The sequence below is a fragment of the Paenibacillus sp. JNUCC 35 genome, from assembly GCF_058269095.1.
Genome location: NZ_CM177771.1, coordinates 3,912,391 through 3,936,780, shown reverse-complemented (window position 1 = coordinate 3,936,780; position 24,390 = coordinate 3,912,391). Strand labels below are relative to the sequence as shown.

The following is a 24,390-nucleotide window of genomic DNA, read 5'->3' as shown; positions in this document are numbered from 1 at the left end:
GCGATGAACGTCAACCAGGATTATTACGTGTCTCCCGACAGGCAGCTGACGGATGCGGAACAAGCGCTGGTTTGGAAAAAGCCGGTTTCCCATAAGATCAGTGAAGAGGAAATTCGTATATGCCAAGAAATCAAGCGCAATTGGAACCGCGGAGAAATGAAAATCGCCACTATTTTGCTAGAAGGGGACGCCGGCTCCGGTAAAACCCAGCTTGCCAAAGCCTTGTCGGCTGATTTGGGGCTGCCTTATACGAAAGTGACCTGTTTTGCCGATATGGATAAATCCGATATTATCGGGGCCATATTGCCGGTTATTTCATCGGATCGAGTTGAGAACATGGAGCCGACGGAGCAAACCGTTTTGAAGGCCTTATATGACAGCGACGGTTTTCAAAGCGCGGCTGAACTCGTGATGAACGTGCTGGGAGTTACCCGGGAACAGGCTGCCTTAACGATGAAGCAGTTGCTGAACAAGATGGAGCAAAACTCCGGTGACGATGTGGTGGAGTACCGGTTTTACCCTTCTGAAATCGTCAGAGCCTATCGAAACGGCTATCTTCTCGAAATTCAGGAACCGACCGTTATCCGGGACGCCGCGGTGCTTATGGCGCTCAACTCCGCCTTGGAGCCGGATGGCAGCATTAACCTTCCCACGGAAATCGTACGCAGACACCCCGATTTCATCGCGGTCATCACAACCAACCGCAGTTATGCGGGAACCCGACCGTTAAACGAAGCCCTGCGCGACAGAGTTCAGCATTCGGAAAAGATGGACCTGCCGACCAAAGAAATCATGGTAGAACGGGCCATGTCTAAGACCGGTTACAAGAATGAGAAGGTACTGGATATTTTAGCGGATGTCATTGTGGTTTTGGATAAAACCGCCCGGGCCCATGCGATTAAAGGCGTGGCGGGTATGCGTTCCTTCTTTTACTGGGCGGATGCGGTTGCCGGCGGCGCTCCAGCCAATGAATCCCTTTACCACAAAGTCATCTACAAAATAACGACCGATTCCGAAGAAATCCGCCTATTGGAAGAAGCGTTAAAAAACCGGGGATTACTGGACGTGCTTGACCAAGTCGATGCGGAAGCAAAAAAAAAAGAATAACGGACGAAGCGGAACTAAAAACAGAGGGAACGATCGGCAACACGGAGTTTGAACAGGACAATGAGCTTGAAGAACAAGGGATCGCTTTAAAAAAATCCACCGATAGTGACGAAAATATATCCGAGGTTTCGGATGACTCCACCGACACGGAATTTTCAGATAGGGAAGAGGACGGGGCTCCGAAGTATCATCAGGCCAATCTTGAAACGAAGCCTGACGAAGCCCGGCAAATGGAGCGGGATTACCGTAAAAAGTTGAATCGCGACACCCGTGAGATCGTGTCCGGTTCCATTCATAACAAGGTGAAGCTTATTGTTCACCGTCCGGATTACGATAACGATTCCGAGCAGGAATATGCCCGCCTAAGTGAGGAACTTATGCCTGTCGTCCGGGAGATTGCCAGAAAAACACTTCCGCTGCTGGAACATGAGACTTCTTCGGAATTTGCGAGGCATCAATATTACGGCAGCAAATTTCAGGCAGACAGCATTGCGTACCGGGATTTCAGGACTTTTGCCAAGAAACTTCCCCCAACCGATTCTCCCTCTCTTGTGGTCGGTTTAAGGGTGGACGAATCGGCATCCATGTCCGCTTTCGGGAGGCTGGAGGCCGCAAAGCGTGCGGTGATAGCCGTCTATGAGTTCTGCCAAATCTGCCGGATACCCGTCTTGATCTACGGGGATACGGCGGATGCTTCCAGGCTGGAACAAATGTCGATTTACGCCTATACCGATTTGGACAGAACTGATCCCAACGATCGGTACAGACTCACGGGAATTCGCGCCAGAAGCAACAACCGCGACGGAATGGCTCTTCGTATAATGGCAGACCGGTTAGCCGGGTCCCCGCAGCAGACCAAATTGCTCATCAGCATAAGCGACGGGCAGCCCAAAGCGATGGAGAATTATACCGGAACCTTCGCCATCCGGGACATGCAGCATACCATGGCCGAATATGAACGCAAAGGAATCACCTTCCTAGCAGCCGCGATAGGCCAGGATAAGGATGTCATACATCAGATCTATGGAAGCGAGAGATTTTTGGATATCACGGATCTGGCAGATTTGCCGGCTAAGCTAGTCCGGATTATCGCCCGGTATTTGTAAAGGTGTATGGATTAGATAGAGGCGAAAGGAGAGAAAGACATGGATAAAACCAAGCGCAAGGAGCTTTTGGAAGAGTATAAGCAGGTGAAGACCTACATGGGCGCTATTCAAATTCTCAACAAGACCAACGGTAAAATATTCGTAGACACCTATCCCAATCTGAAAAACAAATGGATCACGCTGCAGGCCCAGCTGGACATGGGCAGGTTTGCCAATTTGCAGCTTCAGAAGGACTGGAAGGAACTGGGCGCAGAAAACTTCGCCTTCGAGGTGCTGGAGCAAAAAGAGGCTTCAGAAATTACAGACATGCGCTGGGAGCGGAAGCAGCTGAAAAAGCGGTGGCTGGAGAAGCTGGAGCCTTTTGGGGACAGGGGATATAATAAGCCGCCTGTAGGGTGATAAACGGAACTCTTTTATGATCTATTAAAATTTTCCGTAATTCTCGTCAATTGAGAGCTCAATCCTATTATGATATACGCGGCTCCGATCCCTTACAACATCATCGGGAATGCAAATGAAGTTCAGCTGTGGAAAGAACGCCAATTTAAAGTGATTACCGGAACAGGCGTGAACACGCTTTGGAGTCAATATCAGGCGACGTTGTCTAATTAGCGGCGAAACTTTAAGTTCATGAGATGATTGAACTCAGATGAAAATATAGTTTGTGAAGAACGTAAATTTTCGGATGCACTTCCGAGGTTTGCGTTCTTTTTTGTTTTTTGATGCGGAAGACAAGGAACTGGTACACGATTTACAACGCCTTCGCAAGGCACAAAGAGTACGAGAATTCATTCAAAATAACCTGAAATAGAACAAGCCGGAGCATAGATAGCATTTGAAGACGTTCTCTGAAAGCATAGGGGAACCCTTCTGGCCATAAATCAAAATGGGGACCAAAAGGCTATACATGGGTTGCTATTGATTAATCAATTGATAATGATTATCATTACTTTATGATGAGTTTCCAATTGTTAGGAACAAGCATTCGTGGACGCAATCGGGAAACTCCTGTACGCATAATATCCATGGATTTGAAAATATGTGGTCTCCGAAAAGGGCGGCTTCTGATAGAAACGGGGTTGAATTTATGGAAAGCGCTGAGCGATATTGTGAGATTATGAATGCAGAAAATAGGAACTGCGAGCTCACATTTAATCTAAATGAAATGTATCGAACAAGCTCTTTTGAACAGGTAGTGAAGGTGCCTGAAGAGATGGGCAAGGGGTACTGGAAATGTATTCGTACGTATTCTTCTATAGACCTGGTAATATGCGACGTGCGCTTTACTAAAAATATGACCTTGAGCAGTAGAGAAGGAGGGAATAACATAAACCTTGGATTTTGTCTCGGAGACAGCATCCGTTGGAGTGTAGAAGGAAGAAAGGGCGAATTTGGACTCGATCCATGGGAGGTCTCCGCTTTTGGCAGTATTCAAGCGAGCAATCGATGTCAGTATGACGTCGACAGTCACTTTCAAGGTCTTTCTCTAAAGCTTAATCACATGGAGTCCATTGGGCCCCTGCACCATCTTCCGCTACACAAAATATCGTCCGCTTTATCTGGAGATTCCCGACTCTTCTATAATAGTCAAATGACATCCGGAATGAAACGCATTGTTCATGATATCATTCACTGCTATTACCATGGCGATATCAAGCATATTTACTTGGAAGGAAAAATATTGGAGCTCATCGCCTTGTATTTATATGAAGTTATTTTGGAAAAGAACACCTCCTCTCCGCCGCTTGGTCTGTCCAGAACAGAGGTTGCAAGCCTTCATCTCGCCAAAGACATACTGGACGGCGATTTGATGTCCCCACCTGGTCTGGGAGCACTCGCCAAGCGGGTATGTTTGAACGAATTCAAACTAAAAAAAGGATTCAAATTGCTGTTTGGCCTGCCGGTTCATGCTTATGTGATCGACCGAAGGCTGGAAGCCGCCTTCCACATGTTAGAAGAAGGCAGAATGAAGATTACGGAGGCGGCCTATGCGGCAGGTTTCGGGAAGACAGGACATTTTTCCGAACAATTCAAAAGGAAATACGGTGTCAATCCCTCTGAGTACTTCCGACAATTTCGCCGTTAAGAAAGAACAAAATCCGTATTTGTGGTTTTTACTCCCGATTTGGGTATCTGGATCAAGGCAGGAAGTGGGATACTGGTTCATGACAGTTGCTATGAAGCAATCGTCAAGGCCTTTTTTTTAAAAAAATAATTGATAATGATTATCATTATCTATAAATGAAAGGGAGAGACGATGAAACGAGGAATAGTTTTGGCCATCCTATGTTGCATGTTGGTATTAACCGCATGCGGAAACCAGGAGACCCGCGACGGGGAGAATCAACAAAAATTTAAAGAGGTTGAAAATGCCAAGGGCGGCAAGGTTAAAATTCCGATCCATCCTAAGCGCATCGCCGACCTTTCGGGATCGACGGAGGAGCTTCTGTTACTTGGAATACAACCGATCGCTTCAGGAAATACGGATTTCGGCAATAGAGCCGTATTGTCTCCAACGATTAAAGATCTTTTAAGCGCAGATACAGTTAATTTGGGTTGGTACGCAGAGCCGATCAGCCTGGAGTTAGTCGTATCCGCTAAACCGGATTTGATTATTCTGGGAACTTTATTTAATGAAAATCTGTACGAGCAGCTATCCAAGGTTGCCCCGACAGTGATTGTGCCATATCCCTATTACGAGTGGAGAAACCGTTTTGCCTTTTTAGCGGATCTTTTTGGAGAAGAAGAGAAGAAGGATAAATGGTTGTCTGAGTATGACAGAAAGGTAGAAGAATGGAGCAAAAAATTAGAACCTGTTCTTGGGAACGAAACCTTTGCTGTAATCGAAACCTATCCTAAAAATCTTGTCATCTACTCCTCATCCGGAACAGCTGAGCTTATTTATACGGATCTAGCATTGAAGCGTACGGTCGGCATTCCGGAACCTGAAAGCTGGGGAGGGCGGGAAATAAACCTTGAATCCTTAGCGACCATCAATCCTGACAACTTGATACTAATGGAGAACAGCGAAAACACAATGAACGACAGTAAAGTTTGGAACAATCTCAAAGCCGTACAGAAAGGGAATGTCTACAAAATAACGAATATCGACAATTACAATTATTCCTTCACGGCGATTGGTCGTATGGAGTTGCTCGACCGACTCGGAAAGCAAATATTAAAAAACCATAAAAGCAACGAATAGATAGCTCCAATTTTGTGCATAGAAGCTCTGGGTGTCCTTGCCTGATTTTCGGGCAGGGATGATTTCGTTTTTCAGTACATAAAAGGAAAGGAGTGTAGGAAGATGAGTTTCAAGTCCGAAGTGTCGGGCCTGTTGCATATTGCCGGCGAGAAAAAGGGGCTGTTGACGGTCGCAAGCGTGTTCTCCTTCTTTTCCAGTTTGTTGCAGCTTGTTCCTTTTGTCGCGATGTATAAGATAGTCGAGGAATTGTTGAACCATGCACAAAGTCCTGAGGGCGCAGACAAGGAGCTTATTCTGTATTGGGGGGGCGTCGCGTTTATAGCCTGTATTGGGGCTTTGGTAGCTCTGTATATCGGCGGGATGTGCTCACATATCGCTGCGTTTACTATTCTCTATCAGCTTCGGGTGCGTCTGGCAGAGCATGTTGCCAAAGTGCCAATGGGTTACCATACGAAAACGACTACGGGCGAATTGAAAAAAATTATTGAGGTCAGTGTCGAAAAAATCGAGAAATTTATTGCCCATCAATTACCCGATATCGTCAGTGCGGTCATGATACCGATTTTATTGATAGGCTATTTGTTTTGGCTGGATTGGCGCTTGGCGCTGGTTCTGCTCATTCCGATCGGATTCGGATTTTGGCTTCAGGCCCGTATGTTTACGAGCGAAAGAGGACAAACAGCGTATCGCGAATTTCAATACGCCGTGGAAGAAATGAATGCAACCGGTGTCGAATATGTCCGTGCAATGCCCGCTGTGAAAATATTCGGTATTCCGGCCGAATCCTTCCTGACGTTTAAGCAATCCGTTGCCAAATACCGTGATATCTCATTAAAAATAACGGATTTATGCAAGACGCCGTACAGTCTTTTTTTCGTTGTTGTCAGTTCTTTGTTCACTTTTATCGTACCTGTGGGCATTCTTCTTGGAAATGGTCATTCCGGAAGTCAATCGTTTGCCATTACTTTTATTCTGTTTCTGATCATTGCACCGAGCTTATCGGTACCGTTATTGAAGTTGATGCATGCGGGAAGCGGGATGCGAGAAATTGTTGAAGGCAATAAACGTATTGAGGCCATTTTTTCCGAAGCGATGGTGACGGAACCGGTGTCTCCCCATGTTCCAACAGCGCACGATATCGCCTTTAAGCAGGTTTCCTTCGCTTATGAAACCAAAGAAAGCAAGGATTTTAAGCCAGTTCTTAACGGTATCCATTTTGTTGCGCGAGCGGGCGAGATGACCGCGTTGGTCGGTCCTTCAGGCGGTGGGAAATCGACCATTGCCAATCTGTTGCTGCGTTTCTGGGATGTTCAGGAGGGCGACATTACGATTGGGGGCGTTCCGATTCGTGAGATGGGGACGGAAAAGCTGATGGATACGGTTTCCTTCGTGTTTCAGGATGTGCATCTGTTCTATGATACGATCGAAGCGAATATCCGGATGGGAAATTCGACCGCTTCCAATGAAGAGGTCATCGCAGCTGCGAAGACGGCCTGCTGTCATGAATTCATCGAGAAACTGGCGTACGGGTACGATACCAAAATCGGGGAAGGCGGAACCTATTTATCCGGCGGAGAGGCGCAGCGGATTGCGATTGCCCGTGCATTGCTGAAAAATGCGCCGATCCTCGTATTGGATGAAGCAACAGCTTATGCGGATGCTGGGAACGAAAAGAAGATCCAGCGGGGTCTGGCCGAGCTGGTTAAAGGAAAAACCGTCCTCATCATTGCTCACCGCCTGTCTACGATTCGCGCGGCAGATCAAATTCTAGTCGTGAAGCGGGGAGAAATTGCGGAACGGGGAACGCATGACGAACTGCGGAAATTAAACGGCCTGTATGAGCAGATGTGGCAAGCTCATATCAGCGCAGCTTCATGGAGACTCGGCACGAAAGACAACTCGCCGGCACATGCAGTCGCTGCAAAGGAGGGCTTAGGCTAATGAACCGTTACTTTACTAACATCTCAGGAGGAAACATCAGAAACTTATGGCCATCCTCCTTTGCGGCCTTACTGGATGGGATCTCTAAAGTCATTCCGGCAGCTTTGCTTGTTGATATTTTTCATACGATATATAGCTCCTTTGCGGAACCGGAGGCGGGCTTGAGTACCGGACGGTTATGGGTGGTATGCGCCTTTTTGTTTTTTTGGCTGATGGTGTCCTATGGGGCGTACGCCTTACTTTACGACAAGTCGTACAAAGCAGCCTATAGCCTGGCTGCATCCGGCCGGCTGAAGTTGGCCGAACATTTGCGTCATCTGTCGCTCGGATATTTTGGCAAACGTGATCCGGGGGATGTTACCAACCTATTATTAAGTGACTACTCGCAAGTTGAGCACACGATTTCCCACAATGTGCCTCAACTTATCAGCGCTGTCATACTGCCCTTCCTGGCATTGTTGGGACTTGTGTTTCTGGATTGGCAAATGGCATTAGCGATGTTCGTGGCTGTTCCGTTCGGCGTACTGCTGCTTTGGCTGACGGACGCGCTTCAGGCGCGTTTAAGCGAAACTCATGTCAAGGCCAAGAATGAAGCCGCCAGCCGGCTGCAGGAGTATTTAACCGGAATACGCGAGATCAAGGCCCATAATATGGGAGGGAAGCGGTTTGAGCGATTGCGTCTTTCATTTGATCGGTTAATGCGTGCGTCCATCCGCTTGGAAGGCGTTATGGGACCCTTGATTATGGGAGCGATGCTACTGACCCGCTCTGGGATGACGATCATGATTTTTGTCGGCAGCTACTTGCTGGTAGGCGGAACACTTTCACTTCCCGTTTTTCTCCTGTTCTTGCTGGTGGGTACCCGAGTATTCGAGCCACTGACTGTGGTGTTGATGAACTATGGAGAAATGCGGTATTCGGCCTATAGCGCCCAACGTATCATGGACGTGCAGCAGGAACAACCGATGCAGGGGACAGAAAGCATTCAACCTCAGGGGCAGATTGTTTTTGACCGGGTCATATTTGGCTATGATGACAATGCACTTATCATTAGGGACTTGTCATTTACGATTGAACCGCAAACCATTACGGCTTTGGTGGGACCGTCAGGCAGCGGGAAGAGTACGGTAACGCGCTTGATTGCACGATTTTGGGATATCCAACAGGGGACGATCGAGATTGGTGGTCAATCCATTCGACATGCAAATCCGGAGGATCTTTTGAAACATATTTCTATGGTGTTCCAAGACGTTTATTTATTCCAGGATACTATCGGCAACAACATCCGAATCGGAAAGATGGACGCTACTCAAGAAGAAGTGGAAGCCGCGGCCAAGCGTGCTTGTTGCCATGAATTCATCTCTCAATTGCCTCAAGGCTATGATACGCCGGTAGGAGAGGGCGGCTCGACGCTGTCCGGCGGAGAGAAGCAGCGGATATCGATTGCCCGTGCCTTGCTGAAAGACGCGTCGATCGTGCTGCTCGACGAAGCAACCGCTTCACTTGATCCTGAAAATGAATCAGCTGTACAAAAGGCTATTAACGAACTGGTCGCCGATAAAACCGTCATTCTTATCGCGCATCGATTGAAGACGGTTCAACATGCGGATAAGATACTTGTACTTGATCAAGGTCAGCTTGTTGAAGAAGGTACTCACATGGAGTTGTTGAAAAGAAAGGGATTATATGCAGATTTGTGGAGCTTGCAGCATGAATCCGACGGATGGCGAGTCAAATAAGGACGCTATGTATCTAGCAAGTTAGGAGGACTTTATATGAGTCAAACAACCGTAGATGAAAAAGGAAAACAGCAGTATTTCATCTTGAATGTAAATCTGTGGAAAGTCATGCTCCAATTATCATGGCCGGCGATTATTGCCATGGTTCTCTATGGATTAAATGCGGTCATTGCTGCCGTTTTTGTAGGTCGTTATATCGGAGAAAGCGCTCTGGCTGGGGTTTCCGTAGCCTATCCTCTAACCCAGATCAGTGTCGGTTTAGGCTCCTTAATCGGGGTTGGCGCCGGCTCAGTATTAAGTATGGCCATCGGCCGATAGGACAAGCACACACAGGAACGGTTGCTCGGGCATGTCAACTATCTTTCCCTTATCGTAACCGTGATTTATATGATACTGGGTCTGCTATTCTCCACTCAATTAATAAGGATGATGGGAGGAGAAGGCGAAGTGTTATTCCTGGGGGACCGTTTCTTTAGAATTACAGTCATAGGCTCGTTTTTCTGGATCTATGGTCTGGCAGCCAACATGATTGTAAGAGGGGAAGGAAAGATGAAGTCCGCGGCCGTCATGATGGGAGTCGGTCTGGCGGCAGATATTTTGTTCAACTATATTCTGGTGGTAGTTCTTGATTCAGGTGTAGAAGGGGCCGCATGGGCAACCAATATCAGCATGTTTGTCTACACGCTTCTGGGCTGGATTTACTTTGGCAAAGGTTTCGCTTCCTTCAAAACAAAGGTCTTCTCCATTTATAGGGATGCCGCCACTGTCAAATCGATCATTGGACTGGGCTTGTCTTCGCTAATTATGAATGTGATGAGTCTGGTGCAGGGGGTTGTCGTTTTCAACGCACTTGCTAAATTTGGTACGATGCTGGATATTGCCTTTTATGGCGTGGTCTATCGTGTGTTTACTTTTTTACTTACGCCGATCTTTGGTTTAATGCGTGCACTGCAGCCGGTCATTGGTATAAACTACGGCGCTGGGCAATATGAGCGAGTTATAAAATCCTACAGAATATTTACCGTTGCCTCCATGCTGTTGACCTTGCCTTTTTGGATCTTTTCCATGGCCGCTCCCGAAATGATTCTGGGCTTCATGTTGCCGGATCAAGTATTTACGGGAACACAATCGATGTATTTCCGAATTCACATGGCTATTTTACCGCTATTGTCGATGATTTTTATGGCAATGACATTTTTCCCTTCTATTAATAAAGGAAAACCGGCAGCCATTATCGGAATTGCGAGACAGCTCGTTTTCTATATACCGGTCATGCTGATTTTACCTAAAATGATGGGAGTCTCCGGCATTTATTTTGGTTCGCTTGCGATTGATGCCATTATTGTGCTCTGGACTGTTGTTATGGTCAGAAAAGAATTTACGAGGCTCAGGACAAAAGATAATGCGAACCTTACATTAAATGAATGCCAACATTACAGGATCCTTAAATAGGATAAAATGTTCCAACTCCATTTGAATTAGAATCAGTTTTATGGTAAATATTAATACTAAATAAATTTAGTGAGTGAATTAAGGGCGGAATATCAAAGTTCCTATAAAGGAGGGAGAAACAATGTCAGCATATACTCAACCAATCTTTGTGGCAGCGATCTTTTTTGTTGTTTTAACATTTGCCTTAGTTATCCCATGGCTCATTTATACATATAGAAAATATAATTTTCTGCCATTTTCTACCACATTAATTTCATTTTCATTTATCTTTTACTTTTTAGCCGCGTTATTTTTAGTATTATTGCCTTTGCCAGAAATACGCAATACTTGTTCGCTACAAAAACCGGGTACACAACATTATTCACTTCTGCCATTTCAATTTATAGTGGACACCTTTGGGAATAGTGGTATCGTGTTATCACAGCCTGCAACTTATAGACTGTTATTTAACCAACCATCATTCTATCAAGCGTTTTTCAATTTCTTGCTATTATTACCTTTTGGTGTTTATTTGCGATACTTTTTTCAAGACAAGAAATACTGGAAGAAAGCTCTAGGAATCACGTTCTTATTAACATTATTTTATGAGGTAACACAGGTAACCGGCATTTACGGGATTTATAATTGCCCTTATCGTATTTTTGATGTGGATGATTTATTGTTGAATACTACTGGCGGGGTACTGGGTTTCTTTATTGCTCCAGCTGTGTTGGCGTTATTCCCATCAAAAAAGAAAATTAATGAGAAAGCAGAAAGATTATTGGCTCTTGATGAAGTAAGAGGGATGTCTGTGTTGCTGGCTGTTATTATTGATCTATTTATCAGCAACATGGTAGTTAAAGTTGTGTTGAGTATGACCAACGTTAATATGATTAGTGAATTTATTGCGAGTACAATTACACTTTCTGTAACATTTTTTATTATTCCATGGATTTGGAACGGATCGACAGTCGGTACGAAAATTATGCGCTATCGCTATGACAGTAAAGTAAGTCGAGTGGAAACAAACAAGCGATTATTTAAACGCTTTGGTGCTATTTACGCGATGTACTTCACAACAGCAATTGCGAATACTTTGAATAACGTGGAAATATCAATGGATTCTCCGTTTTATAAGGCATCTGTATTCTTAACGCTAGGTGCTGGATTGACCTTTATCACTTTAACGATCGTGTTGTTCATCCATATTGTATTAGTCGTGTTTGGCAAAGAAAAACGCCGTTTTTACTTTGATGAAGCTTCTGATTTATATACAACCAGAAAAAAATAATGCAGAAGGGCGATTCCTTTTTGTTATTTTTAGAGAAGATTGCCGAGAAAGTCCCCACGGAGCGCCCGCTCAAAACACTCACCTAAATCCTATTCAATAGCAAAAGGGTACCCCGTAGTCTTAAATGGCTACGGGGTACCCTTTTTTTTGTGGATTTAAGCTTGTTGTAAGGTTGGTATGAATTTGCTGTAAGGTTCGCAGCCTATAGTATAAGTATCAGCAAATTAAGAGGTGAAATGAATGGAACCATTATTAAAAGTAGAAAATATAAAAAAAGTGTACGGGAAGTTAAGTGCTGCTTACACAGCGTTAGAAAACGTGTCTTTTGACATTCATGCAGGTGAGTTTGTAGGGATTATGGGACCTTCCGGAGCGGGGAAATCAACCTTGCTAAATTTGTTAGCAACCATTGATTCTCCAACTGAAGGGAAGATTTATATGAAGGACAAGAGTATTCATGACATGAAGGAAGCAGCTTTGGCAGACTTCCGACGTGATAATCTCGGTTTCATCTTCCAAGATTACAATTTACTCGATTCTTTGACTGTAAAGGAAAACATATTGCTTCCTCTGGCGATTGCTAAAATTCCAGCGAAGAAAATCAATCACCTCGTGACTCAGATCTCTAAAGTATTTGGTATTGAAGATTTACTGACAAAATATCCTTACCAAATTTCGGGTGGTCAAAAGCAAAGAACCGCTGCCGCTAGAGCGCTTGTGACAGAGCCTGCACTGATTTTGGCTGATGAACCGACAGGTGCGCTTGACTCCAAATCAGCAACAGATTTATTGGAAAGCTTAAGTACTTTAAATGAAAATAACAATTCGACCATTATGATGGTGACCCATGATGCATTTGCCGCAAGCTTCTGCCGCCGGATTATTTTCATCAAGGATGGTTCATTTTCAACAGAAATATATCGTCGTGATCAGACACGCAAAGCCTTCTTCCAAGAGATCTTAGATGTTCATGCAGCAATTGGAGGTGAGGTAGATGACGTTATATAGTCTAGCAAGAAGAAATATAGCACGAAACTTTTCTCAATATTTTTTATACATTGCATCGATGGTGTTTAGTATCATCATTTACTTTACATTTGTGACATTAAAATATAGTGATACGATAGCAGAACAGACGGCTTCATCCCAAAAACTAGGTTCACTAATGAGTGGGGCGGCAGTCATTCTCATCTTTTTCGTTTTCATATTTATAGCTTATTCCAATTCATTTTTTATGAAAAAACGTAAAAAAGAAGTGGCATTGTATGCGTTGCTGGGTGTACGTAATCGTCAAATAGGCTTTATGCTCTTTTTTGAAAATTTATTATTAGGATTATTCTCTTTAGTAGTAGGGATTGTACTTGGGTTCCTTTGTTCAAAAGGATTTATGACGATTTTGATTCATTTAATGGGTTATGACGTTGTAGCACCCTTTACATTTTCAGCGGCGGCAGCGATGAACACTGCTATCGTATTTCTGGTTATTTTCTTAGTGACATCGTATCAAGGCTATCGTTTGATTTATCAATTTAAGCTGATTGATTTATTTCATGCTTCGAAAAAGGGAGAAGTGGCGCCCCAATCATCTATGATAGTAGCTGTTCTTGGAGTATTACTAATTGTCTTGGGTTATTGGTTGGCGATGCAGGACCTTTTCACTTCTAAGGTATGGGAAAAAGTTGGATTTCTCATGACCGTATTAATTATTTTAACAACGGTTATTATGGGTACATTTTTATTGTTCCACAGTGTGACTGGCTTTGTGTTAGCAATGATTAAGAAAAATGAAAAGTGGCTGTGGAAAGGCCTTCATGTAATAACCATTTCGCAACTGCTCTATCGTATCCGTGGGAATGCACGTACATTAACTGTGATTGCCGTGTTAAGTGCTACGACAGTAACTGCCGGTGGAGCGGTGTATAGTCTTTATTACAATACGAATGACTCGGCGAAAACTATTAATCCGAATACCTTTATGTATCAATCAACAGATGCAGAAATTGATAAACAAGTGAGTGCTGTACTATCAGATACAAAATACGATGAAAATATCGAAGCACTATCCATTACGTTTCATACGAAAGAATTAAACTCGCCATCAACATTCGATAGCTCTGATAAAAGAGGATATACAGTTATCGATGAAAAAACATACAACAAATTAGCAAGTGTACAACATAAAGAAAAATTAAATGTAAATGATGGCTACGCGGTTATTTTAGATATCGGATATGATAAGAGGTTCTCACCTATATATACAGGAAAAACGATAACAACAGGAAACGGCCATCTACTCACATTCCAAAGCTTTAAAACACAAACCGTATTGAATGGAGGCACAGCAGGTATAACAGTGGTGGTCTCGGATGACCAGTATAAAGTATTGCGAAATGATGGAGAAGTGCTACACTATCGTGTTCTTGGAGTAGATCATGCCTCTGTAGATTTATCTAAAAAAATTGCAAACCAATTACCTGAAGAAGCGCTATTTTCCAGTGCTCCTCAAGATTACCAAACAAGCTTGGAAAGTGTGGGTTCTCTACTTTTTATCGGAAGTTTCCTTGGCCTCGTATTTCTGGCTGCAACAGGCAGTATCATTTACTTTAAAGTTTTAACAGAGGCAGAAGAAGATAAATCACAGTACAATATGCTGCATAAAATGGGTGTCAGTGCAAAAGAAATGAGAAAATCCATTGCGTCACAGGTATTCGTTATCTTTGTTGTACCGTTGGCAGTAGGGTTATTGCACAGTGTAGTGGCTTTAAAAGCATTCTCTAGTCTACTGATGATAGATTTAGCAAAACCTGTGTTGCTCTGGATGATTGCTTATACCGTAATTTACGGGTTGTATTATTTCTTAACCGTAGCTTCTTACAATCGTATTATCACACTAAATAATAGAACAGAAGGATGATTGAGATGAGAAAATTTCTAATTACTATGGGTATTTTGTTTGTTATAGGAGCTGTAGGTGTCTTTGCTCTAGCTAAAATTGACTTCAATCGCTTCAATGCCGAAAGTTACTATTTACAAATAACAGAGGACGGGAAACCCCATGAATATAAACTGAGCGATGGTACAGTGATGACCTCCTATTCGTATACACTAGATGCTACAAATGCCAAAGGTAAAACAATTCCGCTTGAATTTAATGCACAAAAAAATCTTCGTAAAGGAGCCTACTTGAAAATGTATGTAAAAAAAGGCGATCAAGTATCCTCATACGATGAAGTGAAATTAGAGGATATTCCGCAAAAGGCGCAAAAAAACTAATGAAATTGAAGAAGGGCTGTCTCCAAAAAAGAACAGCCCTTTTCTCTGCCTAATGAGTAAGTAAGGCAATTGTATTATAAAAGGATAGTAATGGTGGTTCCAATATGTTCAACGCTCTTCAAATCGAGTTTCCCCTCATGAGCCCAAATAATGTCTCTTGCGATTGCCATTCCTAACCCAGTACCATGCTTGCTTGCCGTATTTGTACCCCGATAGTAGCGTTCGAAAACCTGTTCCAGATCTTTAGCTGGAATACCATGGCCATTATCAGAAATCGAAATTTGGGTATGAAATTCCGGACCTGGAGATAGGCTGCCGGACGGGTGCTCTTGTCCATATTTTGGATGAATGGTTTCCACTCGAATCTTCACCACGACATTTTCATCGTTATGCACCAGCGCGTTGTAGATAAAGTTAAGGATCGCTCGTTTTAGTAATTTTTTATCCACTTTATGCACGGCTTTAACCACATTTGCTTCAAACTCTACCTGCCGTTCACCAAATGTCAGGTCATTTAAAAGTTCAATCGTCATTTCTCGTAGAAACTGAACGAGATTCACCTCTTCAAATTGCAGGGATAGCTGGTGATTACGCAAAAGCATTGTTAAGTTGAGGTCATCTAACAAATCTTTCATATACATAGATTTACTCTTGATAATGGATGTGTATTCCTGTAATTCTTGGGCTGTTAAATCTGTGGCACTGTCGTTTATAAATTCCGCATAACCTTGAATAGAAGCAAGTGGTGTTTTCATGTCATGCGAAACATTGCTAATCCATTCCTCACGCATTTGGTCGAGACGCTTACGTTCCTCTTCATGTCGATCGAGCTTTTCAGATAGTTCATTCATATTACGAAAAACATCTTCATAAACGCCTCTGGGTGTAGGCATTTTCTTAAAACGTCGTTCCCTAAGCTGTTGAATACCATCTATTAAGGTATGAAGTGGTGCAGTTAACTTTTTCCCAAATAAAAATCCAACGATGATTACAATAAGAACATCAACGATAAAAAAAATGGAAAGAAAAACATTAACGTCCTTAAAAATTTTAGCATAGTCATAGGTCGTTACGTAGCGGGCTACTTTCGGATTTTTAATCCCTAAAAAGTAACTAAAATTTTGAGCTTTGCTGACAAAAACAGTCGTGCTTGCATCTAATTCTTTATATTTATACATTTGTACAATTTCAATAGGGGAATACTCTGTTTGCAATTCTTCAGGTGTATAAAATGCTGATACTTGCTCCCCATGGTTATTCAAGAATTGTACCCAAGCGCTCATATCTTGTAGTTTTTTGAGGCCTTCTTCGTTCACAACCGGTTTGCCGGAATGTAGTTCAACATATTGTGAAAAGGTCCGGCTAAAGGTTTCTGCAGACGCTTCTTCAGTGCCGAAAATATTATACTTTAGCTGCATAAAGAATAGGGAAAGGAACAAAATCGCGTTTACAATACCAACGATCACAACAATAGTCATAACCGATCTTAAAAAGCGGAGTGTCAATTTCCATTTCAACTTGTCTCACCCCTTTGTATGTAATTTATAACCTAACCCTTTAACCGTTAATAAAAAGGAAGGCTTTGAAGGGTCTACCTCAATTTTTTCGCGTAAGCGCCGAATATGTACCATCACTGTATTATCGGAACCCAAAAAATCTTCACCCCACACCTGTCCAAACAAGGTTTCTTTGCTTATTATCTGATTCGGATGATGCATAAAACAGCTCATTAAACCGACTTCTTTGGCGGTAAGCACAACGGCTTCGCCATTCTTTTTTAATTCTGTCTCATTGGTACTAAGCTCAAAGGGGCCAACTTGCAAACTTTTCGGAGCCTTTTTTTCCTCTGAAAATCCAGCCCTTCTCAGTTGTGCTTTTACCCGATAAGCGACTTCTTTCGGACTGAACGGTTTAGTAATATAATCATCGCCACCTATCGCCAGTCCTAAAAGCTTATTAATTTCCTCATCCTTTGCAGACATAAATAAGATCGGTGCATTTGACGTTTCTCGAATTTTCCTGCATAAATCATATCCTTCTCCATCTGGCAGCATAATATCTAGCAAAATAAGCTCAGGATTATACTCCTGAAACTTTTCCCAACCCTCCGCAACGGTCCCGGCAGTTACAACGTCTGCAATACCTTCTTTATGTAAAACTGTCTTCATCAGACGCGCTAAATCATCTTCATCGTCAATGATTAAAACCCATTTATGACTTACCATTTGTTTCCCTCCATAACACACTCTTTATCTACATTATAAAGTACCCTTTAACTCTTTCGTAAAAAAATTCACGGTTCATACCCATGAAGCCGCTGAACACTTTCAAGTATTGGAATAAATCCCTGTTTTATTCGATGAATTCAGACCCGGCACCTCCGTAGCGGTCAATGCGTAATTGTAGAGCTTAACCTCATCCATAAAGCCGTTCATCGTCAGGCTGGAATCCGTACCTATGGTTGTGGAGGGCGGTCAAGATCGATGCTACACGAATGTTCCCGATGATGAAGATCCATTGGATGATTCCAAGTGTAAGTCCCAGATACATCCATTGGGAATAGCTAGTTGTTGATTCACACGTACCAGTCATTGATAAGATGTTCGCGTGAATCAATTATAATGTATTTCCAGATTATAGTATGAAGCTGAAACTGCTGCGTACTTTATACATTTATACCTTTGGGAAATCTGCTGAAATACTTAAAGAAGTCGGAGCGTGTACTCGTACAAAGTAATATAAAAAAACAAGTCGGAGCGCATGTTGGGCAGCGCTCTGGCTTGTTTTTATTTGTGAAATTTCATCCTACTCATGAGTAAGATGAATTCACTCTTGCAATAATGAGTAATTAGAGATATAGTATTAATTAATTGATTGATCATTTAATTAATGATAATTAAATCTACAGAGAGTGGGAATGAATTTGGCAAGACCAATCAATGAAGAAAAAAGACAGAAGCGGCGTAGTTGTATCCTAAAAGAAGCCGTTGTCCTGTTCGCAGAAAATGGATATTCTAATACCACAACGGCTCTCATTGCGCAGAGTGTGGGAGTGACTGCTGGAACCATTTTTCAATATTTCCCTAGCAAAGAAGCTTTATTCAACGCCGCTGTCCTTGAGCCGCTTGCTGATATTCAGGAGAAGTCGCTTGCTTGTCTCAAACAAGAGGGGACACCGGGCGTATTAATTAAGAACATGGTAGAAGAACAATTCAATCATATCTATTGCTATACAAATGAATTGCGGCTTGTTCAATATGTCTTAGGACAACGGATAAGGTTTCCTGAACTTACACAGAAGGTCCTTGAAAGTACAAAAGTAATGACAGATACTATCGAATGCGTCTATGCCAAGGGACAGTTAATGGGGGAATTCAACAAAAACTTTTCACCAGCTATGATCTCTCGCGCCTATATCTCTTTCTTAAATGGGGTAGGCTTAACTCTTGGAGGAAGTATTATCCATCACCCCGAGTGGGGAAATTTGAAGGAGCATGCCTTATATTTGTTCGCACCTACACAACCTAAAAAAGCGAGGGAATCTGAATGAGTGAAACATCATTACAACCAAATTTGACATTAAACGTTCGTTCGAAAAAACGGAAGAAAATTTTATTGATTCTAGGGATCGTGCTATTGCTTGTGGTGGGTTTAGTATTTTTTATATCCTATAAAGTAATGGATACCTTGCTGCACCATCCTAGAGACACGAATGTCAGCTACGACTTGAATATCGATAAAACTCCCTACGAAGAGGTTGAGTTCAAGAGCTTGAAAAATGATAATACGATTAGAGGTTCCTTCTTTCATGCAAATGGTCTTTCCAATAAGGCAAGTGATCAGACGATTATTGTCGTCCATGGATATACAAGCAATCGTTTAGTCAAAGGGCGGACCAACAAGTTAGTAGAGCATTTCGTTCCGAAAGGCTATAATGTATTGGCATTTGACCTCAGTTCGCAAGGTAAATCCGATGGTAACATGATTACACTTGGCCTCAATGAAAAATATGATTTGCTTGGAGCTGTAAGCTATTTAAAATCCAGAGACCATGCTGGTGATAACATTGGAGTTATTGGCTTTTCAATGGGTGCTGCTACTTCTTTGCTAGCCGCAAGTGAAAGTGCTGACATCAAAGCTGTAATTGCAGATAGTCCTTTTCGTAATGCAGGTCTATTTCTGAGAGAGGGTTTGCCCTTCTTCTCAGGTTTACCTTCTTTTCCATTTAGTTATACATCGATATGGGTGGGTAAATGGGTCTTAAAGATTGATCTTGATTCCGTATCTCCTATGGATGCAGCAAAGAAGATGAAAGACAAGCCAGTTATGCTGATTCATGGAACTGGAGATCAGCAAATTAGTTATAAAAATACAGAAGCAATTTTTGAGTCATTAAAAGATGACCCATATGTGGAAGCATGGTACCCGCATAATACGGAGCACATCGATGCCATCAATCATTACCCCACTGAATATTTCCAAAGAGTAGATCGCTTTATGGATAAGTATATAGGAAAAGAGTAGAAACGACATGAAAGCCGGTGTTCCTTATAGTAGGGGAAAACCGGCTTTTCTGTTGTCACTTGATAAAATGGTAAGCCAGTATTTTTGTTCATTGGCTATTACTAGCTTAGGTTATAAAATGGTGACCAACATTTAAATGTCATTGATGAGATGTTCTTATTAATTTGTTAATATAATAGCTGCTGAAGATATTGACGGTAGTTTGCATAATTAAGCGAGTGTGTATGAGATTTCGCCTAAGATTCTACTTAGTTCCACCCAAAAAAAAGCTGACACCTGAAGTTACCCCCGTCAAGTGGACAGCCTTAAAAAAGCTTTTCCTAAGCAACCTTAGTTCGGTACTCCACCGGACTAAGGTTGCTTAGTTTTTCTTGAAAAAGCTCGTGGTTGTAAAAATAGATGTAACGTTCAACTGCTTCCGTGAGTTGAACTTCGGACGAAAAGGTATGGAGACGGAGGCATTCCGTCTTGAGGTGTCCGAAGAAGCTTTCTATGCAGGCGTTATCCCAGCAGTTTCCCTTGCGTGACATACTCGCTTTCATCTTCTTGCGCTTTAAGAGCGCATGGTAGTGCTTATGGGTATACTGAAAACCTTGGTCACTATGGAGCAAGAGCTTCGTGACTTTGCGTCTATGTACGGCCACTTTGACAGTGTCCAGGACGAGCTTCAGGTTGTTGTGCCGGCCGATCCGGAAGGCAACTACCTCGTTGTTGTACAGGTCGAAGATGACCGACAGGTACAGGAAGTGAGCACCAATCGGCAGGTAGGTCACATCCGTGACCCATTTCTTATTCGGTGCAGCCGCACAAAATTCCCGGTTTAGTACATTGGTCGAAACACGGTCGTTTCACGCCGGCCGAAATACGGCTTCCTGCGGCTGATCCGTGATCGTATCCCCAGTTTCTTTCATGAGCCGGTACACGCGTTTGTGGTTCACGTTCAGCCCGTAGGTTCTCTTCAGCCACACACGAACACGCTGGTACCCATAGATCCCGTAAAGCCGCGTATGACACTCCAGAATCTTCTCTTTCAATGCCTGATCCTCAATCTGCTTACGCGATGGTGTTCGCTTCCTGGCCGCCCACTTGTAGTAGCTGCTTCGGGCGATCCCTGTCAGTTGACAGAGCAAGCTCACTGGATATTCCCCGGCTAATGCTTCGATGGCTTGGTAGCTTTGACGTCGGTTTGCTTTTCCCCCCTTTGCAACTCCCGTATCTTTTTTAGCAGTGCATTCTCTGCTCGTAGCCGCAGAACTTCTTCCTCCAGTGTCAGGGTCTTCTTCGGTTTCCCCTTTCTCGGGCCGCTCACCGTACCTCTCTTTTCCTTGAGCCCGTCAATGCCTTCACGCTCGTAATGGGCAAATCTATGTCATACGTCTTCCGTATTTCTCCCATGAAAAATCCCCTCCAAGTAAACCATAGTGCGCTTTTCACACACTGTCTACTTAAAGGGGATAATATCAAAGGTGCCAGCCTTTTTTTATTTCTCCTGCAGCATCATTTCCCACAACTGCGGGGTGTCGTAGCCGAGACGCCAGGCGGCGACGCCGGCAAGGTCGTACTTGCGCGCGATAGCCAGGCGCTGCTTGACCGTGTCGTTGTCTTCCAGCCAGAACACGTGCTTTTTGCCGTCTTCGGTATAGTCGACCCGGTACTGCTTGAACTCGTTGTCCCACGTTTTAGCGGCTTTCTTGGCCGTGATGAGCGCGGGGATGTCTTTGAGCAGAATCGCCTTGTTCTCTACAGGCTTGCCTGCGGCATCCAGGGTCCAGTCACGGACATAGTAGGGGATGCCCATGATCAGCTTGTCCCGCGGAATCCCGTAGCTCAGGAATTCGATCACGCCCTGCTCGGCCCAGGGAAGACCGGATACGGAGCCCGGCTCCGTGCTGCCTTTCCAATATTGGTCGTAGGCCATGATGGCGATGTAATCCACGTACGAAGCGAGCTTCTCATGATCATAAGCGGTTTTGTCGTTCCATTTGATGCTTCCCCGCGGCAGATCGATCGAAACGTTCAGTTTTTTCTGATGAGCGGCATCCGCAAACTGCTTGACGAAAGCAGTGTAGCTCGCCCGGTCTTTGGCGCTCAGACTTTCAAAGTCGAGATTGAGCCCGTCCACTTTCAAAGCGGCGGCTTTGTCGACGATCTGGCGGATGAAGGCGGTTTGCGCAGCGGGATTCGCCAGGAAAGCCGAGGTCATTTCCGCATTAAACTGATTGTTGATCAGGGGATACACGGTAAATCCCTGCTTTTTGAGCCAGTCGACCGTAGCCGCTTCGGACTTGTCGTCGACTTTGCCGCTCGCATCCGCAAGCTGGAAGTAGGTAGGCGATACCACATCAAGTCCGACGGTGCCGGATGCTTGCGCTTGGATGGTCGAGGCCGCGGAAGAGCCCGTCCAGCCCCAGTACTGCATTTTGCGGAGGTTATCCCAGATGACGTTGCGGTCCAGGGTGCGGATCGTGCTGTTCGAATATTTGGATGCGTACTCCAGCGCCTGGGGAATGGTGTTAAAATCTCCGATCAGCGTATTGTTCTGCAAAACCTGATAATACGGATAATTGCTCCAGATAATTTTGCCGTTGTAAGAGATTTCGCTGTGTGCCCAGCGGGAAGCGTATGCCGCAGCCGCGTCCAGCGACTGGAATTCACTCAGAAAATTGTCGCTCTGATACACTTTGTAGGAAGCCTCGTTCGTATGCACAACCGCATTGTCGGTCGTTCTGACGACTTTGGAACCTCCCCATTTGAGAGATTCGTTAACGGCGTCTTCCAAATAAGCGAAGCTCCAGGCAGGCGCCGAATATGTATCCTGATAGACCCGGTAAACAGGCGTTCCGGAACGGAGCGAGCTTTTGTCGGCGGCACTGATGTTGTCCCAGACCCACTTGTTCGTGCTCAGGTCGATGATATGAGCGTGCCTCCACTTACGGGCTTCCTCCGTTGCGTCGGCCAGCGTCGTGAATTCCCACGATGTCTGCGTGCTGTCCCCTTGATAAACACGGTATCTGGGGTAGTTGTTCCAAACCCAGCCGCCGCTCTGCAAATCTCTTACGCTTGCATGCCCCCAGCGCTTAGCTTCGGCAACGGCCGCGTCCAGGGTAGGAAACGTCCACTGAGGCTGTGTAAAATCATATTGAAACACCTGATAACGGGGAAAGTTGTTCCAAAGCCACTTGCGTGTGGAGATTTCTTCGACGTGGGAATTTTTGAACTGCTTGGCGTAGGCCTCGGCCTGACTGTAGTCGGAGAGCTCCGTTACGATTTTGTTGTTCTGGTAAACCCGGTATTTCGTGGTTTTGTCCGCCGCCTGAGCCTGCAGGGGGGAGCAAAGACTGACGACGACGGCTCCTGTTAGTATCCAACGCACTGCTTTCATTTATCACGCCTCTTTCTATCAATCTTCCTACTATTTGACGTTCGGCCGGGCCGTTTAGTTGCGTTTTTCGGGATAAAAAAAGAAAAAGCCTCCCCGGCTTCTGCCGGAAAAGGCTTTTTTCAATCTCTTCGTCTATTCGTGGATATAAGCGACGATTTCGTCTTCGAGATCGAGCTGGATCTGATCGCGGAAAACGCGGATTTGCTGCTGGCTCAGATACTGCATGATGGCCTCATAAATGTTAGCCTCGATCAGAATCTGATTGCGGCCTTCCGCAAATACTTCCGCCGAGAATCCGAGATCCTCGTCCCACATGAGGACAACCTCGACTTGGGAAGGGTGGAGCTGTTTGCGCTGCGCCATGTTGACGCATAATGCGTTCGTGATTTCCTGTTCGGTCAGTTTCATGTCAGGTTGTGCTTCTCCTTCAGCTTATCGGCTTTACGCTTGTCCATGAAGTAGACGACAATGCGGCGGATTACCATTACGATGAGCAGGATGGCAAGCATGTTGACCATGAAGCCGAGTACGTTGCCGAGCATTCCCATGCCGCCGAACAATCCTCCGAAGAGCATGCCGGCCAGACCGCCGATTAGAAGGCCTTTCATCAGACCGCCGCTGAAAAATCCGCGTTTTTGAGTCGGAGCGGTAGACGTCGTTTTGGACGAATTGCTTGGTGTCGATTTGTTCACGCTTGTATCGTTGGATTTATTGGTTGTAGACGGTGTATACGATTTTTTGGTGGAGCTGTACGACTTCTTGGCCTCGACGGTTCCAGGCATAGTCACCGAAAACGTAAGCATGCAGGCCATAACTAAAAGCAACCATTTCTTCAAAATATATGTCCCCCTTAAATAATTATGCGAACGATGTTCGTCTGCAAACATGCTATACGTGCCGGAGCGGTAGACGGTTTCACTTTTTTATAAAAATTTTCGCGGAAGGCTCAAAATTTCGACAATCACTGATAATAATTATCATTATTGGTTACAATGGCTTTAGGAAAACAAAAAAAGAGGCCTGTGAAAGGCCTCTCTTTTCCGGAAAGCATCAGGACAATTTCGTTTCGAAGGTTTTGCAGTCGGTTTCTTCGGAATGACGAGCCTGATTGCCGCCGTGGTGGCTCACGACATAAATCGATTCGGCCGCGCATTTGTTTCCGTTGGACCAGTGTTTGCAGGAATTTACTTCACACAGAACATCTTTAGCCATGCGGATTCACCTCCCTTTTCCAGCTTTATTAGGGTGGGCGTATTCGGCATGGTTTTATACGTGCCCGGTCAATAAAATTTTAAATTTTGCGAGCATCCGGCAAGTTTTTTTAGCGATGTTCCGGTCTCTGAGGATATCCGTCTAAAGCGACGTTGGACGATGCCGCGTATTTTGGTTAA

General features: G+C 44.2%; 21 protein-coding genes and 2 pseudogenes. 15 read left to right on the top strand and 8 right to left on the bottom strand.

Annotated elements, in window-relative coordinates:
• Window positions 1-3: 3 nt before the first annotated feature.
• From AC2TF6_RS17550 to AC2TF6_RS17490, 13 genes and pseudogenes are all read left to right on the top strand, one after another.
• Complete coding sequence (locus tag AC2TF6_RS17550; RefSeq protein ID WP_491307849.1) at window positions 4-1,107, top strand: AAA family ATPase; 1,104 nt, start codon at window positions 4-6, stop codon at window positions 1,105-1,107.
• A gap of 230 nt (window positions 1,108-1,337) precedes the next feature.
• On the top strand, window positions 1,338-2,213 hold the full coding sequence (locus AC2TF6_RS17545) for a vWA domain-containing protein (RefSeq protein ID WP_491307848.1): 876 nt from the start codon (window positions 1,338-1,340) through the stop codon (window positions 2,211-2,213).
• Between the two features lie 39 nt (window positions 2,214-2,252).
• On the top strand, window positions 2,253-2,612 hold the full coding sequence (locus AC2TF6_RS17540) for a GIY-YIG nuclease family protein (RefSeq protein ID WP_491307847.1): 360 nt from the start codon (window positions 2,253-2,255) through the stop codon (window positions 2,610-2,612).
• Window positions 2,613-3,300: 688 nt separating this feature from the next.
• A complete protein-coding gene (locus tag AC2TF6_RS17535; RefSeq protein WP_491307846.1) occupies window positions 3,301-4,299 on the top strand; it encodes a helix-turn-helix domain-containing protein in 999 nt (332 codons plus the stop codon).
• A gap of 171 nt (window positions 4,300-4,470) precedes the next feature.
• Entirely contained in the window at window positions 4,471-5,418 is a 948-nt protein-coding gene (locus AC2TF6_RS17530; RefSeq protein WP_491307845.1) for an ABC transporter substrate-binding protein, read from the top strand.
• Window positions 5,419-5,520: 102 nt separating this feature from the next.
• Window positions 5,521-7,359, top strand: a complete 1,839-nt coding sequence (locus AC2TF6_RS17525; RefSeq protein WP_491307844.1) for an ABC transporter ATP-binding protein — start codon at window positions 5,521-5,523, stop codon at window positions 7,357-7,359.
• Window positions 7,359-9,098, top strand: a complete 1,740-nt coding sequence (locus tag AC2TF6_RS17520) for an ABC transporter ATP-binding protein (protein WP_491307843.1) — start codon at window positions 7,359-7,361, stop codon at window positions 9,096-9,098. The genes AC2TF6_RS17525 and AC2TF6_RS17520 overlap by 1 nt, the downstream gene beginning before the upstream one ends.
• Window positions 9,099-9,134: 36 nt before the next feature.
• Window positions 9,135-9,650, top strand: a pseudogene (locus AC2TF6_RS17515) (MATE family efflux transporter); the annotation flags it as partial.
• On the top strand, window positions 9,624-10,550 hold the full coding sequence (locus tag AC2TF6_RS17510) for an MATE family efflux transporter (RefSeq protein WP_491311680.1): 927 nt from the start codon (window positions 9,624-9,626) through the stop codon (window positions 10,548-10,550). The pseudogene AC2TF6_RS17515 and the gene AC2TF6_RS17510, both read left to right, overlap by 27 nt.
• 121 nt (window positions 10,551-10,671) lie before the next feature.
• Window positions 10,672-11,820 carry a VanZ family protein gene (locus AC2TF6_RS17505; RefSeq protein WP_491307842.1) on the top strand — a complete coding sequence of 383 codons (1,149 nt, stop codon included), beginning with the start codon at window positions 10,672-10,674 and terminating at the stop codon, window positions 11,818-11,820.
• Window positions 11,821-12,060: 240 nt separating this feature from the next.
• A complete protein-coding gene (locus AC2TF6_RS17500; protein ID WP_042228182.1) occupies window positions 12,061-12,828 on the top strand; it encodes an ABC transporter ATP-binding protein in 768 nt (255 codons plus the stop codon).
• Window positions 12,815-14,734, top strand: coding sequence for an FtsX-like permease family protein (locus tag AC2TF6_RS17495; RefSeq protein ID WP_491307841.1), 1,920 nt, complete (start codon window positions 12,815-12,817; stop codon window positions 14,732-14,734). The genes AC2TF6_RS17500 and AC2TF6_RS17495 overlap by 14 nt, the downstream gene beginning before the upstream one ends.
• 5 nt (window positions 14,735-14,739) lie before the next feature.
• Entirely contained in the window at window positions 14,740-15,093 is a 354-nt protein-coding gene (locus AC2TF6_RS17490; RefSeq protein ID WP_491307840.1) for a YxeA family protein, read from the top strand.
• 74 nt (window positions 15,094-15,167) lie between these two features.
• Here AC2TF6_RS17490 and AC2TF6_RS17485 read toward each other — a convergent pair whose 3' ends face one another.
• Window positions 15,168-16,610 carry a sensor histidine kinase gene (locus AC2TF6_RS17485; RefSeq protein WP_491307839.1) on the bottom strand — a complete coding sequence of 481 codons (1,443 nt, stop codon included), beginning with the start codon at window positions 16,608-16,610 and terminating at the stop codon, window positions 15,168-15,170.
• Window positions 16,611-16,616: 6 nt separating this feature from the next.
• Window positions 16,617-17,318, bottom strand: coding sequence for a response regulator transcription factor (locus AC2TF6_RS17480; RefSeq protein WP_491307838.1), 702 nt, complete (start codon window positions 17,316-17,318; stop codon window positions 16,617-16,619).
• 692 nt (window positions 17,319-18,010) lie between these two features.
• On the opposite strand from AC2TF6_RS17480, the gene AC2TF6_RS17475 reads away from it, so the two are divergent.
• Window positions 18,011-18,643 carry a TetR/AcrR family transcriptional regulator gene (locus AC2TF6_RS17475; RefSeq protein ID WP_491307837.1) on the top strand — a complete coding sequence of 211 codons (633 nt, stop codon included), beginning with the start codon at window positions 18,011-18,013 and terminating at the stop codon, window positions 18,641-18,643.
• A complete protein-coding gene (locus AC2TF6_RS17470; RefSeq protein ID WP_491307836.1) occupies window positions 18,640-19,617 on the top strand; it encodes an alpha/beta hydrolase in 978 nt (325 codons plus the stop codon). The genes AC2TF6_RS17475 and AC2TF6_RS17470 overlap by 4 nt, the downstream gene beginning before the upstream one ends.
• A 320-nt stretch (window positions 19,618-19,937) precedes the next feature.
• Here the strand turns inward: AC2TF6_RS17470 and AC2TF6_RS17465 are convergent.
• From AC2TF6_RS17465 to AC2TF6_RS17440, 6 genes and pseudogenes are all read right to left on the bottom strand, one after another.
• Window positions 19,938-20,396 (bottom strand): annotated as a pseudogene (locus AC2TF6_RS17465) (IS3 family transposase); the annotation flags it as partial.
• Window positions 20,397-20,465: 69 nt separating this feature from the next.
• On the bottom strand, window positions 20,466-20,753 hold the full coding sequence (locus tag AC2TF6_RS17460; protein ID WP_491307835.1) for an IS3 family transposase: 288 nt from the start codon (window positions 20,751-20,753) through the stop codon (window positions 20,466-20,468).
• 344 nt (window positions 20,754-21,097) lie between these two features.
• The gene (locus AC2TF6_RS17455; protein ID WP_491307834.1) at window positions 21,098-22,999 is read right to left on the bottom strand and encodes a glycosyl hydrolase family 18 protein; all 1,902 of its coding nucleotides are present in this window, start codon (window positions 22,997-22,999) and stop codon (window positions 21,098-21,100) included.
• A 132-nt stretch (window positions 23,000-23,131) separates the two neighbouring features.
• Window positions 23,132-23,407, bottom strand: a complete 276-nt coding sequence (locus AC2TF6_RS17450; protein ID WP_009674362.1) for a DUF2653 family protein — start codon at window positions 23,405-23,407, stop codon at window positions 23,132-23,134.
• Entirely contained in the window at window positions 23,404-23,835 is a 432-nt protein-coding gene (locus AC2TF6_RS17445; protein WP_326055684.1) for a hypothetical protein, read from the bottom strand. Before AC2TF6_RS17445 ends, AC2TF6_RS17450 begins: the two co-directional genes overlap by 4 nt.
• A 214-nt stretch (window positions 23,836-24,049) precedes the next feature.
• Window positions 24,050-24,211: a DUF1540 domain-containing protein gene (locus AC2TF6_RS17440; protein ID WP_218229964.1), complete on the bottom strand. Its 162-nt coding sequence runs from the start codon at window positions 24,209-24,211 to the stop codon at window positions 24,050-24,052.
• Between the last annotated feature and the right edge of the window lie 179 nt (window positions 24,212-24,390).